The sequence below is a fragment of the Agrobacterium tumefaciens genome, assembly GCF_031801495.1.
GTDB lineage: Bacteria > Pseudomonadota > Alphaproteobacteria > Rhizobiales > Rhizobiaceae > Agrobacterium > Agrobacterium tumefaciens_K.
Genome location: NZ_JAOEGC010000001.1, coordinates 100,199 through 122,227 on the forward strand (window position 1 = coordinate 100,199; position 22,029 = coordinate 122,227).

Genomic DNA, 22,029 nt, shown 5'->3' on the forward strand with positions numbered 1-22,029 from the left:
CATCTCTGTTTCATCGAGAGCGGTCTCGCGTCCACGGTCATTCATGACGATAGCGGCAAAAGCATCGAAACCGCACTCGTCGGCCGGGAGAGTATTACCGGCTGGCCCGCTCTTTTGGGTGCGGAAACCGCACCGGATGAAACCATCATGTGTGTTGGCGGGCGTGGCTTTCTGATCCCCGCCGTCGAACTGCGACACGAAATGGAGAACGATGCGCGGCTGCGGGCGCTCCTACTGGGCTACGTCAATATTTGCCTGCTTCAGATCGGCCAGCTTGCTCTGGCAAACGGCCAGTACAGCCTGCGCGAACGGCTCGCGCGCTGGCTGCTGATGTGCCATGATCGGCTCGATACCGATGATCTGCCGATCACCCATGAGTTTCTTTCCACCGTTCTTGGTGTGCGCCGCCCTGGCATCACCAACGAACTTCACATTCTTGAAGGAATCCATGCAATCCGAGCCAGCCGCGGAAACGTCCGGATCGTCAATCGCAGCATATTGCAAGACCTCGCCGACACAACGTACGGCATCCCGGAAAATGAATATGAAAAACTGGTCGCCCGCATCCGGAAGGATGTTGCAACGCCATCAGTCACGTCCATCTAGCGTGTCGGGGAAGCGGTAAACTCTCAGTGCTTCTTCATGTCTGTTCCTGAGATGATGCCAGGATGTCGTGCCCTTGCAGGATTGCCTCAGTTATCTCGGCCATCCCGCCAGGGCCTGCTGTACGACCTTGCGAAGTAACTCCGGATCCGCTCCCGCCTTCGCCTGAACGGCAATCCCATGGGCAATGGTGAGGACGAATGTTGCAAGCGCGTCAGGGTCAGCCGTTTTTGGCAAGTCTCCCTCCGATCTGGCACGTTCGAACCGCTCGCGAAAACGCCTCTGCCCTTCGGCGCGGAATTCAATCAATGCTCTGCGGACTGGCTCCGCATCTTCCGATCCGGCCAAAACGCCGTTGACCCCCAGGCAGCCTGTGTGTTCGGAATAGCGGGTGTTGAGATCTACCGTTTCGTGCAGGAAATGCACAGCCGCTTCGCGGGCAGTGGGAAGGCCAAGCGCAACAGGGATATGGCCCATATATCGTTGTGAATAGAGTTCCAGGGCCTTTCGAAACATGCTCTCCTTGTTTCCAAAGGCTGAATAGAGTGCTGGACGCTCAACGCCCGCAGCTTCAACGAGGTCGGAGTATGATGCGCCCTCATAGCCCTTGCGCCAGAAGACACAAAGTACTCCCTCCAGCACTTTGTCGATATCGAATTCCCGATGGCGGCCCAACAATCATCTCCTTTTGAATTCTAACGGGATTATTAAATCACTTGACAGTAGCGGTCCACAATCAATAACGATCATTATCGTAATGATCGTTATTGATTGTGCCCGCCAGTAGCGGAATAAGCCAGACAAGGAAACACTTGATGTCGAAAGCACTGATTGGAAGAGTAGCGCTTGTAACAGGAGGATCACGCGGGTTGGGGGCAGCGACTGCTGAGGCCTTGGCGGACAACGGCGCAGACGTTGCCATCACCTACCTAGCATCTGCCGATAAGGCACACGCAGTCGTGGAGAGACTTCATGCCAAGGGTGTGAGGGCCATCGCGATCCAGAGCGATCAGGCAGATATGTCCGCAGCACAACCGCTGATCGACAAGGTCGTCGGGCACTTCGGAAAGTTGGATATCCTCGTCAACAATGCAGCTGTCGTCGCCAAGGGTCAAAAGGTTGACGATCCCCAACTCGACGCAGCCGCGCTGGATCGCCAGTGGCAGATCAACGTTATGGGTACGGTAGCAACCACCCGAGCCGCGGCCCGGCAGCTTTCTGATGGCGGCCGGATCATCTTCATAGGTTCGCTCAATGGCACCATCGCATTGATACCCGGCGTCGCTGACTATTCTGGAACCAAGGCTGCGATCAACGGCTACGCCCGGGGCGTAGCTCGAGATCTCGGTTCGCGCAACATCACCGTGAATGTCATCCAACCGGGCGCAATGCCGACCGATATGATGGTAGAAGCGTTGGGAAGCACGACTGCACCCGACGCTTTCCTCGACATGCACGCGATCCGGCGAATTGCCACGCTGGAAGAAGTATCCGAGATGGTTTGCTTTCTTGCCGGTCCTCATGCCGGTTACATCACGGGCAGTATGATCGACATGGCGGGCGGACTTTCTAGCTGAGGTATGGGCAATACGGCGTCGTTCCAAAGCCTGCGGCCGCTCTGGGACGGTTGCTGTAGAGAAGGCCGGCCGCGTCTGCCCGCCTACGACGACATGCTCGATCAACTCGAGGAGCGCCGAGCCGGGCTCGAGAGCCGTCTGAAGCAAGCACCAAAGGAGGAGAATTTCGGGGAGAAGACGAGGAAGCTGAAGGCAAAAGGTCGTGATCGGCAAGCCGCCGGGGCACCAGCTGGCATGCCTCGGGGTCCCCGGCCGGATCGCCTCGATCCTGGCTGCGATGCAAGCGGCAACGATCCTGGAGAAACAGTTCGAGGCGCTGAAGCAGCACGACTACCTGGAGCGGCTTCGCGCCGGTTAACTTGACACTGCGCAGGAACGCCAAAAGCTCCTCGACGCGTATGCGGAGGAGCTTTCAGTTAAAGTCTTGATGGTCTTGATCTGGTTGCGGGGGCCTGACTGCACGGAGACTTGTAAATTCTCCGCCTCAATCCGGCTTTACTGCAACAAATTCCGCTTGGCGTCAGAAGCCTCTCTTGCCTACTCATTTTTGGAGTATCTCGTTTGGGGCCGATTGCGGACCGGTAGCTTTGTGCCGAAACCATTGGAAAGCAGCCATGCCTAGCCTCCTCGCGGAAGCTGTGAATAGCATTCAGACATCAAAATAAACGGGTGGCTGTTCTCCAAACTGGCCACTCGACTGACGCTATCTAGCGGGGAATCCGTTCGCGACTTCAGCAGTTGTACGGGACATCCGAGCGGTGCTATTCCTTAAAAGGAATATCTAGGAATATGATTCGGAGAGCAATGGTGTCGAAGAATGCCGGTTAAGCGCGAATTTGTTGACGCCGTCCGGGTTGGCGATGGCGATGCGGGACGCGTAGTGGGTCAATCTCTCAGGGCGTTGAGGCAGGCTGCGGGCTTTACCCAACTTGAGATGGCCAAGCGTTTGGGCGTCGGCCAAGCGGCGATCTCAAAGATCGAACAACGAGGCGATGTCCAGATCTCCTCGTTGCAGCGCTATGTCGAGGCTCTCGGTGCCGGCTTGCGCATCGATGCAGCATTTCCAGTTTATTCGGAGTTCGGAGTGCGGATCCAGGCCGAGTTTGGCGGAGCCGTTGCCGACGACGATCAGTATGTCCTTCCGATTTTTGGCGATCGCGACGATGCCCGCCCTGCAAAACGGGACATCGTTATCAGCATAAAGCCGAACTATTCGGGCAAGATATTTGATGGCGTTAAGACCATCGAGCTGAGAAGGCGTTTCCCGCTGTCGGTAGCTCCCGGCGCTACTGCCTATATTTATTCTACGTCGCCAGAGATGGCTTTGGTGGGCGCTATTAAAATTGAGAATGTTGAACGCCTTGAACTCTCTGTCCTTTGGAAAAAGCACGGCCGATCTGCATCGATCAAGAAAGCCGATTTTGACGAATACTTTAGTGGCCTGGAGGAAGGCTTTGCACTAAAACTGTCGACGCCGCGCCGATTTGCGAGGCCGTTGACCTTGCATGAATTGAAGGAGCGATTTGGATTTAAGGCTCCGCAGTCTTTCCTTTACGCGAAGCCCGACCTTCAAAAGGCGCTCCTGAATGAGCACACAAACATACCTGATTGATACAAATGTAATTATTCATCTGGAAGACAATAAAACCGTAGAGCCGGCCTTTTCCGCACTTACAAGCCTCGCCGCCAAGCACAAGGTCGATATTTTCGTGCACGAGGCGGCGCGCGATGATGTTGGCCGCGACAAGGATACCGCGCGCCGAGCGATATCTCTGAGTAAACTCGGCAAATTTCAAACCCTGTCAAAAGTCCGCGGCTTGACCGCCGCAGAGCTTTCGAAAGCGTTCGGGCCTCTTCCGAAACACAACGACATAGTCGACGCGACCCTACTGCATGCTCTTCACATCGGTGCCGTGGACTTTCTTGTCAGCCAGGACAGAGGCCTCCACGAGCGGGCCAGGCGCCATTCTCCAGAACTCGGTCGCCGGGTGCTCTATGTAGCAGACGCTGTTCAGCTCCTTCGAACGACCTTTGAGCCGATCGAAGCGCCGGTGCGTTTCATCGATGAGGTCGTCGCTCACGCGATACCTCTGACGGATACTATCTTTGACAGTCTCCGCGAGGACTATCCCGGTTTCGATAAATGGTGGACGGAAAAATGCGTAAAGCAGCGGCGCCTCTGCTGGATCATCGAAGACGACGGAATTGCCGGCCTTCTCGTCAGAAAGGATGAGACAGGCTCGGACACCGACGCCACGGAAAAAGCCAACAAGATACTGAAGATTTGCACGTTCAAGGTTCGGCCGGAAAGACGCGGTCTTAAGCTCGGGGAGCTGCTTTTGAAGAAGGTCTTCTGGTTCGCCCAAAAGAACAAATATGACCTAGTCTATGTAACCACATATGAGGGACAGACCTCCCTCATTGATCTTCTTGAGTATTTCGGGTTCACCCATACTGCGACAAAAGAGGACGATGAGAGGATCTATGAAAAACGTATGGGCACGCGTGCACCCACGCCAACAAAAGGCGACAATCACTTTGATGTCCATCGGTTGAATTATCCGCGCTTCGCCATCGTGCCGGACACCGCAGCGTTCGGTATCCCGATCAAAGAGGGCTATCACGATATCCTCTATCCGGATCTCAAGCAGCAGAACCAGTTGGATCTCTTCGGAGCGCTTGGGTTGGGAGGAGGTCCGCGGCGACCGGGCAACACAATTCGAAAGGTGTATCTGTGCCGGGCACCATCCAATTTGGGCCCGCCCGGTTCAATCCTGTTCTTCTACAAGGGCAAATCGTCGTCTTCACCGTCGCAGGCTATGTCGGCAATCGGAATACTCGAGGACGTTCGTTTTGCGCGATCCACTCGGGAGTTGCTCCAGATGACAGGTGGACGATCAGTATATAGTGAAAAAGACCTTGAGGGCTGGCAGGCATCTGCCGAATCGCCCGTCAAAGTCATCAACTATCTGCTTGCCGCCTATATTGATCCGGCTATCGGGCTGAAGCAGCTTCAAGCGAGCAAGGTTATTGCGGAGCATCCGCCTCAATCGATCTTTCGCATACCACGTCCTCGTCTGGATAATCTGCTCTCGCAAATCGACCTTGGATTTCAAGCATGAGCATGCGGAAGGTTATTGCCTTGGCGGGTTTGTCAGGCGTCGGGAAGTCGACACTTCTCGACAATGCGCGACGAACGCTTGTTTTCGAGCACTTGCAGGCCAGCGATCTCATTAAGGCGGAGAGGCAGGAGCGCCAAGGTAAGCCTGTCGCCCACGATCTTCTGCGCGAGGGAAATATCGACGACAACCAAGCCCTTCTGATATCCGGCTTCATGAGACGCGCGCCGGAAGAAGGATTGATCGTTCTCGACGGTCACACCATCATAGACACCCCTGATGGCCTGGTGGAAATTTTGCCTTCGGTTTTTTCGGCGATTGATGTTTCCCGCTTCGTTGTCCTGGTCGATGACGTTGAAAAGATCGCGTTGCGACGTTTATCGGATACTCGGAGAACGAGACCCGTCCGATCACACGAGGAGCTCGCTGAACATCAGGAACGGTCGGTACTTGCGGCCTATCGTGCGGCGCTCGCCCTCAGTGTCCCTCTGTTCGTTGTCCCCTTGAACGAACATCCGGATATCGCAAGGTTTCTCGATCGGTAGTTCGGTCCACCAACGGAGGTGGCGTTGCTATTTGGGCATCGTTGCAACGCCGCCATGCCTGTCGGTGTACAGTGGACTAAGGCCACCGGTTTGCTCAAGCCAACGCCGATAGCCGGAAATTTCGGGTCCTCCCAGGTTGATCGCGAACTCCACCCCGAATATCGCGAGGACAAAGAACCACTCGCTTTGATCAGTCACAAGAAAATCGAACTCGTGGACGATCTGCTCTGCATTGCCCGCAGGCCCGAACGTCTTTCCGTCTTGATGGTAAATAGTCCTGATGTGAACAGGCCAAGGGCTGACATAACCCTTCCTGGCATGATCGCGTAGGACGTCAAGCTGCGCCTCGTCACAGAGATAGGCAACACCTTCGGGGAACTCGACAAGACGCAAGGCCATCGCTTCCAGCGCGATCTTCGCTAGGAATCGCGAGACAATTGGCGTATCGGGGAGTTCTCCGGCCAGCGGAAACAGCATCGTTCCTTCCTTAGCCTGGAGAATCCTCGCGAGATCTGGCTCGGACACTTGGACTGACGTGAGATCATACTTCGGATATCGTGTAAGCAGCGCCGGTATGTCCGGTGTTATCAATCCGGTTATCGATGGGATATTGCCGCGCTTGCTTTCAAGATCCTGCTGGAAACGCAACTGCCGAACGGCTGGCAGATCCAGAAACGGCTTTTCGACCTTCCTGGAGAAGTAGTTGTTGCATCCGTCGCAAACGATCCCTCTGGGAAGAACATGTCGTTTGTTCCCCAATGATTCAGGAACAATGTGCTCCACGCTCCTTGAGGACGACGACGGGTTCTTGCAGAATATACAACGCAACTGACCCTCAATTTAATAGTTTTGCTACTTCAGGTGGAGAATGGACGCCCGGGGCATTATTACTCTAAGGCGAGGACGACGGCCAAGCAGTGTTCCATCTCCGCCAGAAGCATCCTTATCTCGTAGTCGCTCGCAGGAAACGCCCCGGCTTCGTGCATGTACCGGTTCCGCGACGCGACGATGGAAGCCTGAAAGCGCTGCCGCATGGCAAAGGCGGAACCCAAGACAGTGGGTGCGGACCGTTCGATGTATCTTAGCGATTTTCCTAGGCTGGTGCTGGGCGAATGGTGCAAACCCAGCACAGCCACAAACGTTTTCAAGGCCACGTCGAGAGCTCTGGTGGCGTGCAGCACGGCCAGCAGGTGACGGCGCCGAACGAGACCAACATGCATGAGGGACTTAACCTCTTCGAGTTCGTCCGATATCGCCGCGAAACTGTGATGGGCGGAGAGGGATGGAGAGCCTGCGATGATCGCACGAATTGTGTCTACCCGAGCTCGATGAAAACTCACGATACCGACCGCCTTTGCTGAAGAGACCAAAGCCGTTCGCGTGTCCTGTCAAACTCGCGCTCCGAGGTCATTATGTAGTGCTCCAGATCGCCGGCAACGGGCGAATCTTTTAGTAGCCAACCCGCGAATGCCGCCGCCCTTAGGGGTTTACCGGGATCCAAGCCGCGCCTCATGTCCGAATCGTGAATGGCCACGTCCAGAGCGTGGCGTTTCAATTCTGGGACGCCGTCCATGAGATCGTAGTTTTCAACGAACGCTTTTCGGACAAAGGTCTGCAGTGATGCAAGCACGGAGCTACGGGACCTACCGCCCAATTCACCTACGCGCGACTCCCCAAACTTGATGGGCGAACGGGAGTGTCGGCCCGTGCGCTTAGAGTCTTGGCTCATGGGAACTGCATCCGCTTCCCACCGGGATGCCTGCATACGGTGTACGTGCAGGATGGCACTGTAGTTGACCATCGCTTGCTGCCTAATCTTTAACAGCCTTGGTGCGCGGGCGAGTGTCCGGCTGGTCCCGTGCATCAACATTTTCGTGCTATCGGCTTCGCGGGGGCTATAAACCTCGTCGAAGCTCCCTTCCGTCAGATCATCCGGCAATGAACCCGCTTCGCCCGACACCAGAATGCACTTCGCATGCGCCGGAAGGGCGAGCCGGACGGCGGTCAATCGAGATAGAAGCGACTTCCACGAAGCGAACTCCCTTGCCTTAGGGAAGAAAGCGGCGACCAAGTTGCCCTCAGAACCGGCGATGATGTCGGGCCCGGCGAATAGCAACGGATGGTCCGGTTGTTCCGCGACGACGGCGGAAGAAGGCAAATCATAGCGCAACGAGCGCGCCAGTTGGCCAATTAATTGATCGCGGTCAGATGCCATGCTCTCGATGTTTCGCCGTCAATATCGTGGGAGAAACTAACGATAACGAGGCAAAGAAAGCAAGTGCAACTTCCAGTTTTGGCGCCGCCTTCGCTGCTAAGTTCAATGGTAGCGAGGGCAGCTAAGGCCGCGTTCAGCAATGGCGGGTCGTAGGAAGTCATTTGGATGACACAAACGTCCGAAACGAAGGCGCGAAGCTGCCATTCGCATCGCCGAGAACTAAGGCTCCGTTGGGCGGTATGCGGAAATAATTTCCGATACCGCGCAATGGTCCCGGGTGCAGGTCTCGGGCCTGAGTCCACAGAGGCCTGTAAAATCCTTGCTCTCGAACGGATGCGAACCTTCGGCCCATGAGACAGATCAACTAAGCGCCTGACAACATACGATAGCCGAGCGGACACGCCACCTCGTGACGGCAACATTTGCATTGCCTTAGGGGTACGGAGTGGTGATCTGTACTGCATCAACACACCAAAACTTGCCGCTCGCGTATTTCCCAAAGTCTAACCAGCCGCTATCGGTTCATCGATATCTTGGCTTTGGAAATGGTCTATCAAAAAGCGGGCGGCCGGTCCTGGAGGCGTGTCCGTTCGGTAAACAGCCTGAAGGCGGTAAGGGCCGCCCTTGCAGTCAGGAAGATCAAGCTGCACCAGACGCCCTGCCTCAATATCGTCTCTTACCATAGGTTCAGGCATGTTGCCCCAGCCAATGCCTTCTTTTAGCAGCATGTGCTTGGCGCCAAGGTCAGCGAGGCGCCACGTATGGTTCCCGACGACAGCAAACTCATGCCCTTGAGTGAGAGGCGATCTGTCGGTCAGGACCAGTTGGATATGTCCTCGCGCCGCGCCCGGTGGATGAGATCCGCCAGCTAACGGATGATCCGGTGAAGCGACGGGGATTAGCTTGACGAAACCAACACCGATACGTTCCAACCCAGCAATCTCCACATCAAGAGGGCCGCTGACGCCTACGGATGCGGTTCGGTTGAGCACGAGCTGCGTCACCGCCCCCAACGCCTCGACATAAAGCCGAAGCGAGACGCTCGGAAATTCGTTCCGAAATGCTTTTAGAGCATCCATCACGCGGGCCGCCGGCAGCATGACGTCGAGCGCAAGGTGTATTTCGGGCTCTACCCCGCGGAGCATGCTTTTGACCTTGGCCCGAAGATTATCGATACCGTGAGCGACGCTTTTTGCCTCGGCAAGCACGGTCCTGCCCTCTAGCGTCAGCTGCGGCTTCTTTGTCGAGAGCCGATCGAAGAGCGTGACGCCCAGCTGCGCCTCGAGATTGGCAATCGTATAGCTGATGACCGATGTCGCTCGATTGAGCTTTCGAGAGGCCGCTGCGAAACTGCCCGTTTCGACCACAGTAATGAACACTTTGAGCTGATCCAGCGTCGGCTGGCCGGGATCTGACATTTCGAATTCCTCGATCGTTTCAGCCGAAATTATCTGAGTTTTCCGAAACGTCCAGTGGGAATAGCTTCTTCTCAACGAACTTCAACAGCCGGAGCTGACAATGTCCTATTTGTCTAACGCTGACATCGAACAGGTTATCCTGCCCTCGACCCGTGATCTTGGAGGCTTTTCCGTCCGACGAGCCCTGCCCGCGGACATGCGCCAGATGGTCGGGCCGTTCATATTCCTCGACAGTTTCGGACCCGTGCGGTTTGGTGCTGGGGAAGGGATTGATACCCGCCCTCACCCACATATCGGCCTTTCAACACTCACTTACCTTCTCGAAGGTGAGCTGCTGCATCGCGACAGCGAAAGCTACGTCCAGTCGATCAGCCCCGGGGAAGTCAATCTGATGGTCGCGGGCTCTGGCATTGTCCATTCTGAGCGGACGCCCGACCATATTCGCAAAGAAGGAGGAAAACTCACAGGGCTGCAGAGCTGGATCGCTCTCCCCAAACAATACGAAGAGACTGCACCGCTCTTTCAGCACCTTGGCGCTCATGAGCTGCCGACGATCAATGGCGAGGGCATCGATATGAAGCTTCTCGCCGGCACCCTGCACGGACGGCGCTCACCTACCAGGACCTTCTCTGACCTCTTCTCTGCAGAGATCCAGCTTGAGGCTGGGGCACGCTACAGAATCGACGGTGAGCATATCGAGCGATCAATCTTCGTCGTCACCGGTACAATCGAGATCATTGGGCAAGACGGTACATATGGCCCAGATCGTCTTATCGTGTTTAAGCCCGGCGCAGAGATCGTGGTGAGGGCGAATGAGCCAGCACGGTTTCTCGCCTTCGGAGGCGAGCCGCTTCCTGAAAAACGTTTTATCCGCTGGAATTTCGTGGCCACGGACCAAGAGCGCATTCGCCATGCGGCCAACCTGTGGCGCGAACGGCAATTTCCCGGCGTGCCCGGCGACGACGAGTTTACTCCCCTGCCCGACAACTTCAATTGAAACCCCATCTAATCAAGGAGAACTACCATGACGACCTATGCAATCATCGGTTCTGGCGCGATCGGCTCTGCACTTGCTGAACGTTTTCATGCCGCAGGCGTGGATGCCGTTATCGCCAACACCCGCGGTCCGGCGTCGCTTCAGGCAATCACCCACACGTTTGGCGCTAAAGTGAAGGCGGTCGAGCTCGATCAGGCTCTTCAGTCGGACGTTCTCATCTTGGCCGTTCCTTATGACGCCGTGCCGGAAGTCGCCAGCAAAAAGGCAGCCTGGGATGGCCGCACTATCGTCGATGCGACAAATGCCATCGACTTTCCTGCTTTTAAGCCGCGTGATCTTGGGGGCCGGCTGTCTTCGGAAATCGTCTCCGATCTCTTTCCAGGCGCTCAACTTGTGAAAGCGTTCAACACCCTCCCGGCCGCTGTCTTGGCTGCCGATCCAGTGAAAGCAAGCGGAAAGCGCGTTCTCTTTCTATCAGGGAACTTTCCGGAGGCCAGCAATAAGGTGGCAGACCTGATCGCTCGTCTGGGCTTTGCGCCGTCCGACCTTGGTAGTTTCAAAGCCTCCGGCTCGCTTCAGCATTTCGGGCAGCCGCTGGTGGCGCTCAATCTGCTGAAGGACTGAATCTCCGCATAGATCGAACTACCTTTCAGGTTTGTAGGATCGTGCAATTCCTTTAGGCCATCTTGATACCGCATCTCCCAAAGCTTGTGAGATTACTGAACCATCGAACGACCCTAGTGGAGAGAGAGAGATGGAATTCTTTGCCAACCTGATCCGGACCTGTCGCATGAACAGGATGAAGAAGGAGCTTGACCGCCTCCCCGAGGAGCACCTGGCGGATCTAGGCGTTTCGCGCCTGGGCCCGCTCCCCGGGGATCCGCGATTGGGAACCGAAGTGCCGCATCGGGCTAAGAGTCCACCGGCTCGCAGAACAGGCGGTAACAGGCGCTCATCCTGGGAAATCAAATTAGGATGAAACTGATTGATAGCCGCGAGGTTCGCGGCTATTTTTTGTGTGACATTATCAAACGATTTTAGGAACATAGATGATCGAACGCCTCGCGCGCATTCTTGCTGGCAACAGCCGAAACGACGGTGTCACTGAGACAGATGTTCCGCGGGTCCATATTTTACGTTCAGTCACGCCGACAGAGGCGGTTCCAATCTTGCACAAGCCGGCAGTTTGTTTCGTTGCGCAAGGCCGCAAGCAGACAACGCTGGCCGATCAGGCTTATCTATATGAGCCAATGAAATTTCTCATCGTCAGTGTCGATCTTCCGATCGCGGGTCAGATCCTTGAGGCCTCGCCTGAAACCCCGTACCTCTGCTTGCGGCTCGATCTTGAGCCTGCCGCGATTGCAGATGTCATCATGGCAGCCGTGCCCGGCGCTCTTCGCAACGAGGAGCCACAGCGCGGTATCGCGGTGAGTGACGTACCAACGCAATTGCTTGACGCGGTCGTCAGACTTGCGGAGCTGCTAGAAAGCGGACGTGAAAGCGACCGGGCCGTTCTGGCGCCGCTTGCAGAGCGCGAGATTCTTTACAGGCTGCTCCTTGGCGAGCAGGGCGACCGTCTCCGCCAGATCGCAATGGCCGAGAGCAAGCTTAATCAGATCAACAGGGCCATCACGATCATAAAGAACCAGTATGACAGGGCTCTGAAGATCGAGGACGTCGCCGCTCAGGTTCACATGAGCGTATCGTCTTTCCATCAGCACTTCAAAACCGTTACGGCGATGAGCCCCCTTCAGTATCAGAAGCAGGTCCGACTGCAGGAGGCTCGTCGACTGATGATCGCACAGGCGCTGGATGCGGCATCTGCCGGCTTTTCTGTCGGATATGAAAGCCCTTCTCAGTTCTCGCGCGAATACGCCCGAATGTTCGGTCTCCCGCCGAAGAAGGATGTGGAGAAAATGAAGTCGATGCCACCTACGAGTTGGCAATAGGTTCTCTCACTCCAAAGCCGCCGTCGGGCGGCTTTTTCTATTCGTAGAATCTTGCAAGCGGCGCAGAGAAGCTTTCTACCGTCGTCATGCCGAAACCGAGCATGTTCAGGTCACGGACAGCCGGTTGGCTGCCTCTCAAAATCGACGAGGAGAGACCCATGACAAAACTCACGAACATTGCTTTCATGCGAGCAAAGCAGGGCATGGTCGATGAGCTCGGTGGTTGGCTCAACCGACTAGCCGAGCTAAGCCGCAGCGAGCCAAGATGCATCAATTATGATGTCCATCGTTCGCTCGACGAGCCTGACGTCTGGTGCGTCTACGAGAACTGGCGCAGCAAGCAGGATCTGGACACACATTTCGAAACGCCTCACATGAGAGAGTTCGTGGATGCTGTCCCCACGATGATCCACGGCGTGCTTGATCTCCATTATCTGGCAATGACCACAGAGCAAGCTTATGCGCCGCGATGAACGACGCGCAATGATCGCTGCGTCGATCCTCCTTGGTGCGATCCTGGTCCTCGCAAGTCACCCTGCATTTTCGAACGAAGTTTCAACGTCGGAAAATCAACACATGGAGAACACCGTGAGCAGGAACGAACATCCATACGTCGGCATGTGGGTCACTGAAGACGGTTACATCCACCATGAGCTGCTACCGAATGGCAGATATGATGAAGCGCGTGGAATGAGGAAAAGCGCCTACCAGGGAAGCTACCGCATTTCCGGAAACCACATCGACTATGTCGACGATACGGGTTTCACCGCAGACGGTGATTTCATCGATGACGTTCTCTACCACGCGGGAATGGTATTGAGACGCGAACATTGAAGGCAGAACAGGCGGCCCATCCGGGCCGCCTAGTCTTTCCTGTTAGTTGACGGCTCGCACCGCGTCCATGATCACGTCCGCGACCTGTTTGGGTTGAGACATTTGGACCATATGGCTGGCTTTTACCTCAACCGCCTTTGTGTTGGAGCGAGAGTACATCCAGCGCAACAAGTCCGGGGATAGAGTACGATCTTCAGTGGTTATGATGCCAAATGTCGGCTTGTCCTTCCATGGCGTGTTGTGGAAGCGAACCTTGTAAGGCTCGAACGTCATGGGTTTTGACGAGGCGGAGAGAAAATCGGCCGTTGCTTTCGGTAAATCCGCTCCGATGTCCTCACGATAATGCTGCGGATCCGGAACGAAACTTCTATCGTCCAACATCTTGACGTGGAACTTCATCGGATATCTTGAGGCAAGATCGTTGATGGTCTCGCCCTGATCAGGCTGGAACGCCGCAACGTATACGAGAGCGCCGACATTATCACTGTTGCCCGCTTCCGTAATTACCCCGCCTGCGTAACTATGCCCAACCAGCACGGTTGGTCCGGTTTGCTGCTTCAGAATAAGGCGCGTTGCATCCACATCGTCAGCGAGGCTGGTATGCGGAAGTTGCACGATACTCACATTCAGACCGTACTTGGTTAGCAGCTCGTACACGTCGTGCCACGTTGAGCCATCCATCGTGGCACCGTGGACCAGCACGACGTTGCGGGCGTCTGCAAGCGCGGGCCCGCTCATCTGAGCAATTATGGTGGCCGCAGCTAAGATTTCCCTGATCATATGATGCTCCTGTCCTTCGTTGATATCAGCACTGAAACGAAGGTAGCGAAATAGCTTTGGTTCGATTAGAGCAGGTAATTCGAATAGCGTTATAGAGGCAGCTTATAAATGGATAGAACTGTCCTACGGGATCTGGCCGTGTTCGAAGTCGTAGCCCGCCGACAGAGTTTCACCAAAGCGGCCGCAGAGCTCGGGATATCTCAGGCCGCTTTAAGCTATGCGATTACGCAGCTTGAGCGACGCCTCGGTGTCGCGCTTCTTGCAAGGACAACGCGGAATGTGTCACCCACGGAGGCGGGCACACGGCTTCTGACAGCTCTGCAACCAGCATTGCGCGGCATCGAAGCCGAACTCCAAGGTCTGCAGGATATGCGTTCTCATGTGGCCGGGACAGTCCGGCTGACGACCGTGCAGGTCGCCTATGACATGCTCATACGCCCGAGGCTATCCGGGTTCGTCGCCAGGTATCCCCACGTAAGCATAGAGATCTCCGTCAACGACGGCCTGACCGATGTCATCTCGGCGAGTTTCGACGGCGGCATCCGTTTTGGTTCGCTGGTCGAAAAAGACATGGTAGCGGTTAGCCTGTCTTCAACGTCACCAGCTGCAATTGTATGTAGCCCGGGGTATCTTGCGCGCTTTGAGAGCCTGCCGTTGACGCCAGCAGACCTGCAATCTCATCGCTGCATCAACTACCGGTTTGCCTCCGGCAGACTCTTTCGATGGCCTCTTGAAAAGAACGATACCCGATTTGAGTTTCGAGGAGACGGGCCGCTTGTGCTGGACAGCGGCGAAGCGATCCGTGCAGCGGCTCTGGACGGCCTCGGTCTCGCCTTTTTGTTTGAGTCTCAGGTGGCTGGTGACCTTGCGGCAGGAACCTTGGTTAAAGTGCTGCCAGATTGGGTTCGCCCCCTGCCCGGGTTTAGCCTGTTCTACCCAAGCCGCCAGCAGGTCTCGCCGGCCTTCAGAGCTTGGATCGACTACATGAAGGACAGCAAGTCCGATCACTCTTCTCCGGCGGGTCTTGAGGAGTGACGCCAATGCTCGGCATCTGTAACGGGCGTCGAATGGAACGTTGCGGTGTAGTCCTGTAGAAAGGTAGATGCGTCAGCGTAACCGGTGCTCTTTGCGAGCTTGGTTGGATCCTCAATGCCCAACATCAGCAGTCGCCGAGACTCCTGGAGACGTAGGGTGCGCACATAGCCAAGAACGCTCATGCCTGTCACACTTTTGAAGTCGCGGTGGAGGGTCACGGTCCGAGTGCCAACCCAACTGTCGAGGTCTCTCGGCGTATCGCTTCGGCGGAAATGTCGGCGCAGGTAGCTTACAGCCCGCATAATGTGCTGAAACCGGAGCGTGGGTAGTGACAGTTGGCTAAGGACAGGGCTCGAGCATTCCGACAGCAGATGATAGCTGAGTTCTTTTTCCAACAGGGGCCAGAGCACCCTAGCGTCTTGCGGTTCTGCGAGAAGCTGCAGTGTTCGGACAAGAGCGTCTTGCAGAGAAATTGAGAACGTCACGATACCCATGCCAGGGTGAAGACCGGAAGCACCAGATCGCCTTGCGTTATTTCGGTGAAGTCCAGTGAAGGTTTCCTGCCTCAACTCAATGCGCAAACACAGGAAGGGCTCTAAAGGAGAAGCCTCCAAAACCTGTCCACGGACGGGCAAACCGACGGAAACTGCAAGCGCCGCTCCCGGTTCGTAGGTAAAGTCCAAGGACCCAGCGGACACCTGCTTACGGCCTTGGGCGACGAAACAAAGACTCGGTTCATAGATGGTGTGTACAGGGGCCGTCGGATGTGACGCGCGCAGCAGGAAAACACCGGGCAGGATGGTCGAAAATACGCCATCCGTCCCGGTATTCTGTTCGATCAGCGCTGCGATCTTCTGATTTTTCGTCATCAGTTGAAACCTCAGGAGAGACCGGCGGGAGCGCCGGTCTCTTCGTGACCATCCTTATTCAACGATATCCGTCGACGCGGAGAGGTCCTGCCAACGAGCGATTTCCTGATCGACCTTGCCGATCTTCTCCCTTGCCATGGCGACGGCGTCCGACCCCGTGAGCAGACGCACCGGAGGCTCGTCCTGGTTAGCAAGCGCCACGATTGCGCTGGCCAGTTTCTTGGGATCGCCCGCTTGTTTGTGGCTGTAGCTGTCGTAGGTGGCGCGGATATTGGCGGAGGCTTCGGCATAGTCATCGATCGTCTTATCACCGTAACGAACCGATGAACTGTCGAGAAAGTCCGTACGGACGAAGCCAGGCGCTACGATCGAGACATTGATGCCGAAGTCGGCAACCTCAAGCGCGAGCGATTCAGAGAATCCTTCGACGGCATATTTCGTCGCGCAGTAGACCGTGGAACCCGCAAAGCCGACGGACCCGCCAATCGATGATATATTGAGAATGTGGCCGCTGCGCTGTTTGCGCATGGCCGGCAGCACCGCGCGGGTCACATTGAAGAGACCGAACACGTTGGTGTTGAACTGGCTGACGATTGCAGCGGAACCGATTTCCTCAAATAGTCCGAGTTGGCCGAAACCGGCGTTGTTTAGGAGTACATCGATACGGCCGAAATAAGCGATTGTTTCAGTGATGGCCGTTGCCGCCTGCTCTTCGTCCGATACATCGAGTTGAAGCGCCAGAACATTATCACCGCAGCCGTTGTAGACCTTCGTCAATTGCTCGACATTTCGGCCAGTGACGACAACCTTATCTCCGGCAGCCAAAGCCGCAAGTGCTACTTCCTTGCCGATACCGCGGGCTGCACCAGTGATAAACCAAACCTTCGACATTTTGCTTCCTTTCGCTTGCGCCGATTGCGCTTTGGACACGATAGGAACTTAGCGACTGACCGAACGCGACCGGTAGATTAAGCCTCCACGAAGGTTGCCTTTTTCTCCAGATGATTTGAAAGGTTGATACACCACCTGTCGAAATGCCCGCCATCGCCCTGACGAAGGCAGATGACATTGCCTCAGCGCGGCGGCATAGCGCTTGGTGCCGCTTCAAGGGAGGAACCCGCAATCGTCGTCCGTTCGCTGAGCATGGCTCTTCGCGACAATACTCATGCGGATCCAAGAGAGCTAAGCTACTTTCCGAGCCCCCAGCTCGACCTTAACCGCTGGAACGACTTCCTCGCCAAAAAGCCTGATGCTCTTCATCAGGTTCTGATGCGGCAGAGTTCCTGCGCTGTATTTAAGCTGAAAACGTTGAATGCCTAATTTGGAAATGACAGGAGCGAGCTTTGCCGCGACGGTGTCGGCGGAGCCGACATACAGCGAACCGTTATCGATTTCAGACACGAACTCATCCATGGTGACGGGCCCCCAACCCCGCTCCTTCCCAATCCTGTCGCGCATGACCCGGTAGTGCGGCCAGTATTCTTCGCGAGCTTTTGCATCTGTTCCAGCTACATATCCCGGAGAGTGGACGCCTATCGGCTGCAGTTCTTTGGAGAGCTTGCGTGTTGCCTCCCGGTAGAGGTCGACGTAAGGCTTGAAACGGTAAGGGCTGCCGCCAATGATTGCCAACATCAGGGGTAGCCCGTAATGCGCTGCCCGAATGACCGAGTTCGGACTACCGCCAACTCCGATCCAGGTCTTGAGCTTCCCGTTCTGGACGGGAGGAAATACGTTCTGATCTTTTAGTGGTGGCCGCGTGTCGCCTGACCACGTCACCGGCTTCTGTTCAAGCAGCTTTGAAAACAGGTCTAGCTTTTCCTGGAATAGTCTCTCGTAGTCATCCAGCGAAAACCCGAACAAAGGGAATGACTCGGTAAAAGAGCCCCGTCCCAAAATTGCTTCGGCGCGTCCGTTGGAAACGGCATCCAGTGTCGAAAAGCGTTGAAAGACTCTGATCGGATCGTCCGAACTCAAGACCGTAACTGCGGAGCCAAGCTTGATCCGGGATGTCACTCCCGCAATCGCTGCCAGAACGGTTTCAGGCGAAGACACTGCGAAGTCTTCTCTATGGTGTTCGCCAACGCCGAAGAAGTCGATGCCGAGTTCATCCGCGAGCTTCGCTTCTTCTATAACATTTCGAATTACGGTCGCGTGTGGCTCTGGTCGGCCCATGCTGTTGTAGGTAACATCGCCAAAGGTATCGAGCCCGAATTCTACTGCTGGAGTTAGCATGGTGCATTCCTTCGCTGCCTCCCATCTGTGGAGGCTGGTCGTTTCATGAGGCAACATAGGCGTTCCCCGCCTGCTCTGGGATTTGGATAATTTCGATTGTGTTGTTCGATTTCATCGAATGATCGCGTTGCCTCAGCAAATTAGGCGCCGAAAAGGGGACGTCTGTTTTGCGCGCTGAGCAATATATACGACCGCTACCTTGTCCCCGCCGCCGTTGGCTCCTCAATCAAACGCGACGGCCGCTAACGAGGCGAACAACAGCCATCAAGAAAGCGAGCCGCTACATGCTGCAAACTCTTAAGGTCGTAACCACCCTCCTGCACCAATAGGACGGGCAGCGAGACATCTCCAAACAGCCTACCTACCTTTTCAAATGTTTCTTCGGTCACGCTCAGCCCCTTCGCTGGATCGCTCGCGAGTGCATCAAAACCAAGCGACACAACCACAGCCGTGGGGTTGTGTTCAAGCGCTGCGGTCAAGATGTCCTCGACGCCGACAAGGTACTCCTTGTCGCCCGCGTCTTTGTCTAAGGGGTGGTTCAGGTTGGCACCTTCGGCAGACATACCACCCACCTCTTCACGAAAACCCGTGAAGTGGGGGTAATAGCCTGCCGGGCTGCGGTGGATAGAGGCAAAAAAGATACTCGCATCGTTCCAGAATATGTCCTGCGTGCCGTTCCCATGGTGGACATCCAGATCGATGATGGCAACGCGCATTCCCCCCGCAGCCAGTCGCCGAGCGGCAATTGCGGCGTTGTTCAAATAGGTTGCACCTCCGCCATAGTCTGGCCCGGCGTGGTGACCTGATGGACGGCAAAGAGCGTAGACCTGATGTTCTCCTTTTTTGATGAGATCGGCTGCAGTAACAGCTGTTTGAGCTGCCCAGTAAGCAGCGTCCCAAGTCCCCTCGCCCAAGGGTGTTATTTGATCACGCAGATGATAACCCGCCTTCGCAATGAGCGGCCAGTTCACCCGATAGGCCTCACGTCGCGTCTCAAAGGCTGCGGGCACAACGGAACCAGGCAAGCCATCTCGCTGCCATTCGCTGTGAGCGCTTGCCAGAAAAGACAGGTATTCGATCGAATGGACAGTGGAAAGCACTTCAAGGCCATGGTCAGATGAGTCTACAACTTCAAGGCCCGCTTGCCTGACAGCTCGCAGCAGAGCATCCAGTCGTTCCGGGACGTCGCGGCTTGGACGGCGCACACCGTTCTCGACCACATCCCCTGGGACGTGTGATCTGTGGAGGTCGGAATACACGACCTTCATCTTAGGCGGCCGATCCTATCCCGGCGACGCAAACGTATTTGATCTCGAGGTATTCGTTGATCCCGTACTTCGATCCTTCTCTCCCGAGACCGGACTGCTTCACCCCTCCGAACGGAGCTGCCTCGCTTCCGATGAGCCCGGTGTTGACACCGACCATGCCTGCCTCAAGTGCTTCAGCCACCCTCCATATGCGCGCATAATTCCGGGTGAAGAAATAGGATGCCAGCCCGTATTCCGTGTTGTTGGCCATGGCGATGACCTCGTTCTCGGTGCGAAACGCGATCAGTGGAGCCAGCGGAGCAAATGTCTCTTCCTTCGCCACCTTCATCTCTTGGGTGACGCCCGTCATGACGGTTGGCTCGAAAAAATTACCACCCAGTTCGCTCCTGCGCCCGCCAGCGATGACGGTCGCGCCTCTGGAGACCGCATCCTCGATGTGCTCCTCGATCTTGGCGACAGCCTTCTGGTCAATGAGCGGGCCCTGAGTCGTTTTAGCATCGCTACCATTACCAAGCTTAAGCTGAGCTACCCGTTTCGATAACGCTCTGGAGAATTCAGGGAGGATGCCCTCCTGGACGTATAGCCTGTTAGCGCAGACACATGTCTGGCCGGCATTCCGGAACTTCGAAGCGATCGCGCCTTCCACGGCGACATCTACATCAGCATCATCAAAGACGATGAAAGGCGCATTTCCACCGAGCTCGAGCGATAGACGCTTGATCTGGGCAGCTCCCCGCTCCATCAGCCAGCGCCCCACTTCAGTCGACCCGGTAAAACTGATCTTCGCGATCTTGGGATTGGTGCAAAATTCTTCCCCAATGGCTTTCGCAGGCCCCATCACAACTGAAAACAGACCATCCGGGATCCCGGCCCGCTGCGCGAGGAAGGCGAGCGCCAGGGCTGACAAGGGTGTTTGCGACGCTGGCTTGAGAACCATACTGCAACCCGCTGCAAACGCTGGCCCGGCCTTTCGGGTGATCATGCCGTTGGGAAAATTCCACGGTGTGATGGCGGCGCAGGTGCCCACGGGCTGCTTGAGAACCATCAGGCGCTGGTCCGAAACCGGAGTAGCAATGATATCGCCATCAATTCGTTTGGCCTCCTCCGCGAACCACTCGATGTAGTGGGCGTTGGCGAGGATTTCGCCCTTTGCCTCGCTCAGCGGTTTACCCTGCTCGCGCGTTAGTATGAGTGCGAGATCGTCGCTGTTAGTCACGATCAGATCGTACCACCGTTTGAGCACTACAGCACGCTCTCGAGGAGGACGTGCAGCCCAAGCCTTCTGCGTTTCGTCTGCGATGTCGATCGCATGCCGCACGGCATCCATCCCAAGGCTGGGAAGGTCTGCGATAGCGCTTCCATCAAACGGATCGGTCACGGTAATACGATCAGCCGACTTTGCTTCGACCCAGTTCCCTGCCACGAAGGCTCGATCACGCATCAGTTCAGGGTTGCGAAGGTCGAAGTCTCGGAAGATAGCCATAATAGTCTGTCCTGAAGTTCAAACCGGGATCAGTACCGCGTCGCCGCTGTCCCATCCGAGGGACAACGACTGAGACGGCTTGATGTCGATGTTGGCGCCTGTATTGGGGATCTTTCCAATGAGCGTGGAAGCCTCGCTGACCCTGACGTGCACACGTTTGTGGTCGCCAAGATAAATTACCTCCTCGACGGTTCCGCCAAAGGTGTTCAGGCACGCCTCAGTGGTATCAAGCCGAACCCGCTCGGGCCGCACCGATATCATGACCCGCTGGCGTTCTGAGAAGTCCTTTTGGCTTCGAACGATCATTCTGTGACCGGTCTCTGTCTGGACGGCATATTCATCGCCGTTTCGCCCGGAAATCTCCCCCGAAAGGCGGTTGTTCTCTCCGATGAAGCCTGCAACGAAGGGAGTGGCAGGACGCTCGTAAAGTTCAGCTGGCGGAGCCAGTTGTTCGATCTTCCCGGCGTTGAACACCGCTACACGGTCGGACATCGTCAAGGCCTCCGACTGGTCGTGGGTAACATAGACCACAGTGATCCCGAGACGCTCGTGCAGGTGTTTTATTTCCAGCTGGAGATGCTCGCGCAAGTTCTTGTCCAGGGCACCGAGCGGCTCATCCATAAGGACGACGTCTGGCTCGAAAACGATCGCCCGAGCGAGTGCAATCCGCTGCTGCTGTCCGCCCGAGAGCTGCGCAGGCTTTCGCTCTGCAAAAGCTCCCATCTGCACAACATCCAGGACCTTGCGGACACGATCATTGCGTTCGGCTTTGGCCATCTTGCGGACGCGCAAGGGATAGTCCAGGTTTTCCGCCACGGTCATGTGGGGGAAGAGGGCATAATTCTGGAACACCATCCCGATGTTTCGGCGATGCGGTGGCAGGGATTCCAATGAGCGACCAGCGATGCGGATGTGGCCGCCGCTGGGAGCCTCAAACCCCGCAAGCATCATCAGACTTGTCGTCTTGCCCGAGCCCGATGGTCCCAGCATTGTCAGAAATTCGCCTTGGGAGATGGAGAGGTTGAGGGTGTCCACGACGAGGTTGCGCCCGTCGTAGCTTTTATCGACACTGATGAATTCCACATACTTTGAAGATGACATAGCG

The 22,029-nt window shown here is 56.0% G+C and carries 24 protein-coding genes and 1 pseudogene; 12 read left to right on the forward strand and 13 right to left on the reverse strand.

Annotated elements, in window-relative coordinates:
* Nucleotides 1–606: Crp/Fnr family transcriptional regulator (locus tag N7578_RS00490; protein ID WP_311108370.1), on the forward strand; the 606-nt coding region annotated here is incomplete at its 5' end.
* A 90-nt stretch (nt 607–696) separates the two neighbouring features.
* On the opposite strand, the gene N7578_RS00495 is transcribed toward N7578_RS00490, so the two are convergent.
* A complete protein-coding gene (locus tag N7578_RS00495) occupies nt 697–1,278 on the reverse strand; it encodes a TetR/AcrR family transcriptional regulator (RefSeq protein WP_311108371.1) in 582 nt (193 codons plus the stop codon).
* 140 nt (nt 1,279–1,418) lie between these two features.
* Between N7578_RS00495 and N7578_RS00500 the strand changes: the two genes are divergently transcribed.
* From N7578_RS00500 to N7578_RS00520, 5 genes are all read left to right on the forward strand, one after another.
* Nucleotides 1,419–2,180 (forward strand): SDR family oxidoreductase, encoded by a 762-nt coding sequence (locus tag N7578_RS00500; protein ID WP_311108372.1) that lies wholly within the window; start codon nt 1,419–1,421, stop codon nt 2,178–2,180.
* A gap of 202 nt (nt 2,181–2,382) precedes the next feature.
* Nucleotides 2,383–2,538: a hypothetical protein gene (locus N7578_RS00505; RefSeq protein WP_311108373.1), complete on the forward strand. Its 156-nt coding sequence runs from the start codon at nt 2,383–2,385 to the stop codon at nt 2,536–2,538.
* 459 nt (nt 2,539–2,997) lie between these two features.
* Nucleotides 2,998–3,792 (forward strand): helix-turn-helix domain-containing protein, encoded by a 795-nt coding sequence (locus tag N7578_RS00510; protein ID WP_311108374.1) that lies wholly within the window; start codon nt 2,998–3,000, stop codon nt 3,790–3,792.
* Nucleotides 3,767–5,302 (forward strand): GNAT family N-acetyltransferase, encoded by a 1,536-nt coding sequence (locus N7578_RS00515; RefSeq protein WP_311108375.1) that lies wholly within the window; start codon nt 3,767–3,769, stop codon nt 5,300–5,302. Before N7578_RS00510 ends, N7578_RS00515 begins: the two co-directional genes overlap by 26 nt.
* On the forward strand, nt 5,299–5,844 hold the full coding sequence (locus N7578_RS00520) for an AAA family ATPase (protein ID WP_311108376.1): 546 nt from the start codon (nt 5,299–5,301) through the stop codon (nt 5,842–5,844). The genes N7578_RS00515 and N7578_RS00520 overlap by 4 nt, the downstream gene beginning before the upstream one ends.
* Nucleotides 5,845–5,871: 27 nt before the next feature.
* On the opposite strand, the gene N7578_RS00525 is transcribed toward N7578_RS00520, so the two are convergent.
* The 5 genes and pseudogenes from N7578_RS00525 to N7578_RS00540 form a co-directional block, all read right to left on the reverse strand.
* Nucleotides 5,872–6,321, reverse strand: a complete 450-nt coding sequence (locus N7578_RS00525) for a hypothetical protein (protein ID WP_311108377.1) — start codon at nt 6,319–6,321, stop codon at nt 5,872–5,874.
* A 204-nt stretch (nt 6,322–6,525) separates the two neighbouring features.
* A pseudogene (locus N7578_RS23730) lies at nt 6,526–6,672 on the reverse strand (HNH endonuclease); the annotation flags it as partial.
* 59 nt (nt 6,673–6,731) lie between these two features.
* On the reverse strand, nt 6,732–7,064 hold the full coding sequence (locus N7578_RS00530) for a hypothetical protein (protein WP_311108378.1): 333 nt from the start codon (nt 7,062–7,064) through the stop codon (nt 6,732–6,734).
* Between the two features lie 116 nt (nt 7,065–7,180).
* Nucleotides 7,181–8,059, reverse strand: coding sequence for a hypothetical protein (locus N7578_RS00535; protein ID WP_311108379.1), 879 nt, complete (start codon nt 8,057–8,059; stop codon nt 7,181–7,183).
* A gap of 503 nt (nt 8,060–8,562) precedes the next feature.
* The gene (locus N7578_RS00540) at nt 8,563–9,477 is read right to left on the reverse strand and encodes a LysR family transcriptional regulator (protein WP_311108380.1); all 915 of its coding nucleotides are present in this window, start codon (nt 9,475–9,477) and stop codon (nt 8,563–8,565) included.
* Nucleotides 9,478–9,577: 100 nt separating this feature from the next.
* Between N7578_RS00540 and N7578_RS00545 the strand changes: the two genes are divergently transcribed.
* From N7578_RS00545 to N7578_RS00565, 5 genes are all read left to right on the forward strand, one after another.
* Nucleotides 9,578–10,474, forward strand: coding sequence for a pirin family protein (locus N7578_RS00545; protein ID WP_311108381.1), 897 nt, complete (start codon nt 9,578–9,580; stop codon nt 10,472–10,474).
* A 27-nt stretch (nt 10,475–10,501) separates the two neighbouring features.
* Nucleotides 10,502–11,098 (forward strand): NADPH-dependent F420 reductase, encoded by a 597-nt coding sequence (locus N7578_RS00550; RefSeq protein WP_311108382.1) that lies wholly within the window; start codon nt 10,502–10,504, stop codon nt 11,096–11,098.
* A 425-nt stretch (nt 11,099–11,523) separates the two neighbouring features.
* Nucleotides 11,524–12,423 (forward strand): AraC family transcriptional regulator, encoded by a 900-nt coding sequence (locus N7578_RS00555; protein WP_311108383.1) that lies wholly within the window; start codon nt 11,524–11,526, stop codon nt 12,421–12,423.
* A 158-nt stretch (nt 12,424–12,581) separates the two neighbouring features.
* Complete coding sequence (locus N7578_RS00560) at nt 12,582–12,896, forward strand: putative quinol monooxygenase (protein ID WP_311108384.1); 315 nt, start codon at nt 12,582–12,584, stop codon at nt 12,894–12,896.
* A gap of 103 nt (nt 12,897–12,999) precedes the next feature.
* The gene (locus N7578_RS00565; protein WP_311108385.1) at nt 13,000–13,257 is read left to right on the forward strand and encodes an Atu4866 domain-containing protein; all 258 of its coding nucleotides are present in this window, start codon (nt 13,000–13,002) and stop codon (nt 13,255–13,257) included.
* 42 nt (nt 13,258–13,299) lie between these two features.
* On the opposite strand, the gene N7578_RS00570 is transcribed toward N7578_RS00565, so the two are convergent.
* A complete protein-coding gene (locus N7578_RS00570; protein WP_311108386.1) occupies nt 13,300–14,037 on the reverse strand; it encodes an alpha/beta hydrolase in 738 nt (245 codons plus the stop codon).
* 108 nt (nt 14,038–14,145) lie between these two features.
* Between N7578_RS00570 and N7578_RS00575 the strand changes: the two genes are divergently transcribed.
* A complete protein-coding gene (locus N7578_RS00575; RefSeq protein ID WP_311108387.1) occupies nt 14,146–15,072 on the forward strand; it encodes a LysR family transcriptional regulator in 927 nt (308 codons plus the stop codon).
* On the opposite strand, the gene N7578_RS00580 is transcribed toward N7578_RS00575, so the two are convergent.
* The 6 genes from N7578_RS00580 to N7578_RS00605 all read right to left on the reverse strand — a co-directional run bounded on the left by N7578_RS00580 (nt 15,042) and on the right by N7578_RS00605 (nt 22,025).
* Nucleotides 15,042–15,941, reverse strand: coding sequence for an AraC family transcriptional regulator (locus tag N7578_RS00580; protein WP_311108388.1), 900 nt, complete (start codon nt 15,939–15,941; stop codon nt 15,042–15,044). The two genes, N7578_RS00575 and N7578_RS00580, sit on opposite strands and share 31 nt — an antisense overlap.
* Nucleotides 15,942–15,995: 54 nt before the next feature.
* The gene (locus N7578_RS00585; RefSeq protein WP_311108389.1) at nt 15,996–16,832 is read right to left on the reverse strand and encodes an oxidoreductase; all 837 of its coding nucleotides are present in this window, start codon (nt 16,830–16,832) and stop codon (nt 15,996–15,998) included.
* A 291-nt stretch (nt 16,833–17,123) separates the two neighbouring features.
* A complete protein-coding gene (locus N7578_RS00590; RefSeq protein ID WP_311108390.1) occupies nt 17,124–18,173 on the reverse strand; it encodes an LLM class flavin-dependent oxidoreductase in 1,050 nt (349 codons plus the stop codon).
* 242 nt (nt 18,174–18,415) lie between these two features.
* A complete protein-coding gene (locus N7578_RS00595) occupies nt 18,416–19,441 on the reverse strand; it encodes a histone deacetylase family protein (RefSeq protein ID WP_311108391.1) in 1,026 nt (341 codons plus the stop codon).
* 1 nt (nt 19,442) lies between these two features.
* Entirely contained in the window at nt 19,443–20,924 is a 1,482-nt protein-coding gene (locus N7578_RS00600) for an NAD-dependent succinate-semialdehyde dehydrogenase (protein ID WP_311108392.1), read from the reverse strand.
* A gap of 18 nt (nt 20,925–20,942) precedes the next feature.
* Entirely contained in the window at nt 20,943–22,025 is a 1,083-nt protein-coding gene (locus N7578_RS00605; protein ID WP_311110014.1) for an ABC transporter ATP-binding protein, read from the reverse strand.
* Between the last annotated feature and the right edge of the window lie 4 nt (nt 22,026–22,029).

Excerpts from the sequence above, each read along its gene's own strand:
- N7578_RS00500 (WP_311108372.1), top strand. The coding sequence starts at position 1,419 with ATGTCGAAAGCACTGATTGGAAGAGTAGCGCTTGTAACAGGAGGATCA.
- N7578_RS00510 (WP_311108374.1), top strand. The coding sequence starts at position 2,998 with ATGCCGGTTAAGCGCGAATTTGTTGACGCCGTCCGGGTTGGCGATGGC.
- N7578_RS00515 (WP_311108375.1), top strand. The coding sequence starts at position 3,767 with ATGAGCACACAAACATACCTGATTGATACAAATGTAATTATTCATCTG.
- N7578_RS00520 (WP_311108376.1), top strand. The coding sequence starts at position 5,299 with ATGAGCATGCGGAAGGTTATTGCCTTGGCGGGTTTGTCAGGCGTCGGG.
- N7578_RS00525 (WP_311108377.1), bottom strand. The coding sequence starts at position 6,321 with ATGCTGTTTCCGCTGGCCGGAGAACTCCCCGATACGCCAATTGTCTCG.
- N7578_RS00530 (WP_311108378.1), bottom strand. The coding sequence starts at position 7,064 with ATGCATGTTGGTCTCGTTCGGCGCCGTCACCTGCTGGCCGTGCTGCAC.
- N7578_RS00535 (WP_311108379.1), bottom strand. The coding sequence starts at position 8,059 with ATGGCATCTGACCGCGATCAATTAATTGGCCAACTGGCGCGCTCGTTG.
- N7578_RS00540 (WP_311108380.1), bottom strand. The coding sequence starts at position 9,477 with ATGTCAGATCCCGGCCAGCCGACGCTGGATCAGCTCAAAGTGTTCATT.
- N7578_RS00545 (WP_311108381.1), top strand. The coding sequence starts at position 9,578 with ATGTCCTATTTGTCTAACGCTGACATCGAACAGGTTATCCTGCCCTCG.
- N7578_RS00550 (WP_311108382.1), top strand. The coding sequence starts at position 10,502 with ATGACGACCTATGCAATCATCGGTTCTGGCGCGATCGGCTCTGCACTT.
- N7578_RS00555 (WP_311108383.1), top strand. The coding sequence starts at position 11,524 with ATGATCGAACGCCTCGCGCGCATTCTTGCTGGCAACAGCCGAAACGAC.
- N7578_RS00560 (WP_311108384.1), top strand. The coding sequence starts at position 12,582 with ATGACAAAACTCACGAACATTGCTTTCATGCGAGCAAAGCAGGGCATG.
- N7578_RS00565 (WP_311108385.1), top strand. The coding sequence starts at position 13,000 with ATGGAGAACACCGTGAGCAGGAACGAACATCCATACGTCGGCATGTGG.
- N7578_RS00570 (WP_311108386.1), bottom strand. The coding sequence starts at position 14,037 with ATGATCAGGGAAATCTTAGCTGCGGCCACCATAATTGCTCAGATGAGC.
- N7578_RS00575 (WP_311108387.1), top strand. The coding sequence starts at position 14,146 with ATGGATAGAACTGTCCTACGGGATCTGGCCGTGTTCGAAGTCGTAGCC.
- N7578_RS00580 (WP_311108388.1), bottom strand. The coding sequence starts at position 15,941 with ATGACGAAAAATCAGAAGATCGCAGCGCTGATCGAACAGAATACCGGG.
- N7578_RS00585 (WP_311108389.1), bottom strand. The coding sequence starts at position 16,832 with ATGTCGAAGGTTTGGTTTATCACTGGTGCAGCCCGCGGTATCGGCAAG.
- N7578_RS00590 (WP_311108390.1), bottom strand. The coding sequence starts at position 18,173 with ATGCTAACTCCAGCAGTAGAATTCGGGCTCGATACCTTTGGCGATGTT.
- N7578_RS00595 (WP_311108391.1), bottom strand. The coding sequence starts at position 19,441 with ATGAAGGTCGTGTATTCCGACCTCCACAGATCACACGTCCCAGGGGAT.
- N7578_RS00600 (WP_311108392.1), bottom strand. The coding sequence starts at position 20,924 with ATGGCTATCTTCCGAGACTTCGACCTTCGCAACCCTGAACTGATGCGT.
- N7578_RS00605 (WP_311110014.1), bottom strand. The coding sequence starts at position 22,025 with ATGTCATCTTCAAAGTATGTGGAATTCATCAGTGTCGATAAAAGCTAC.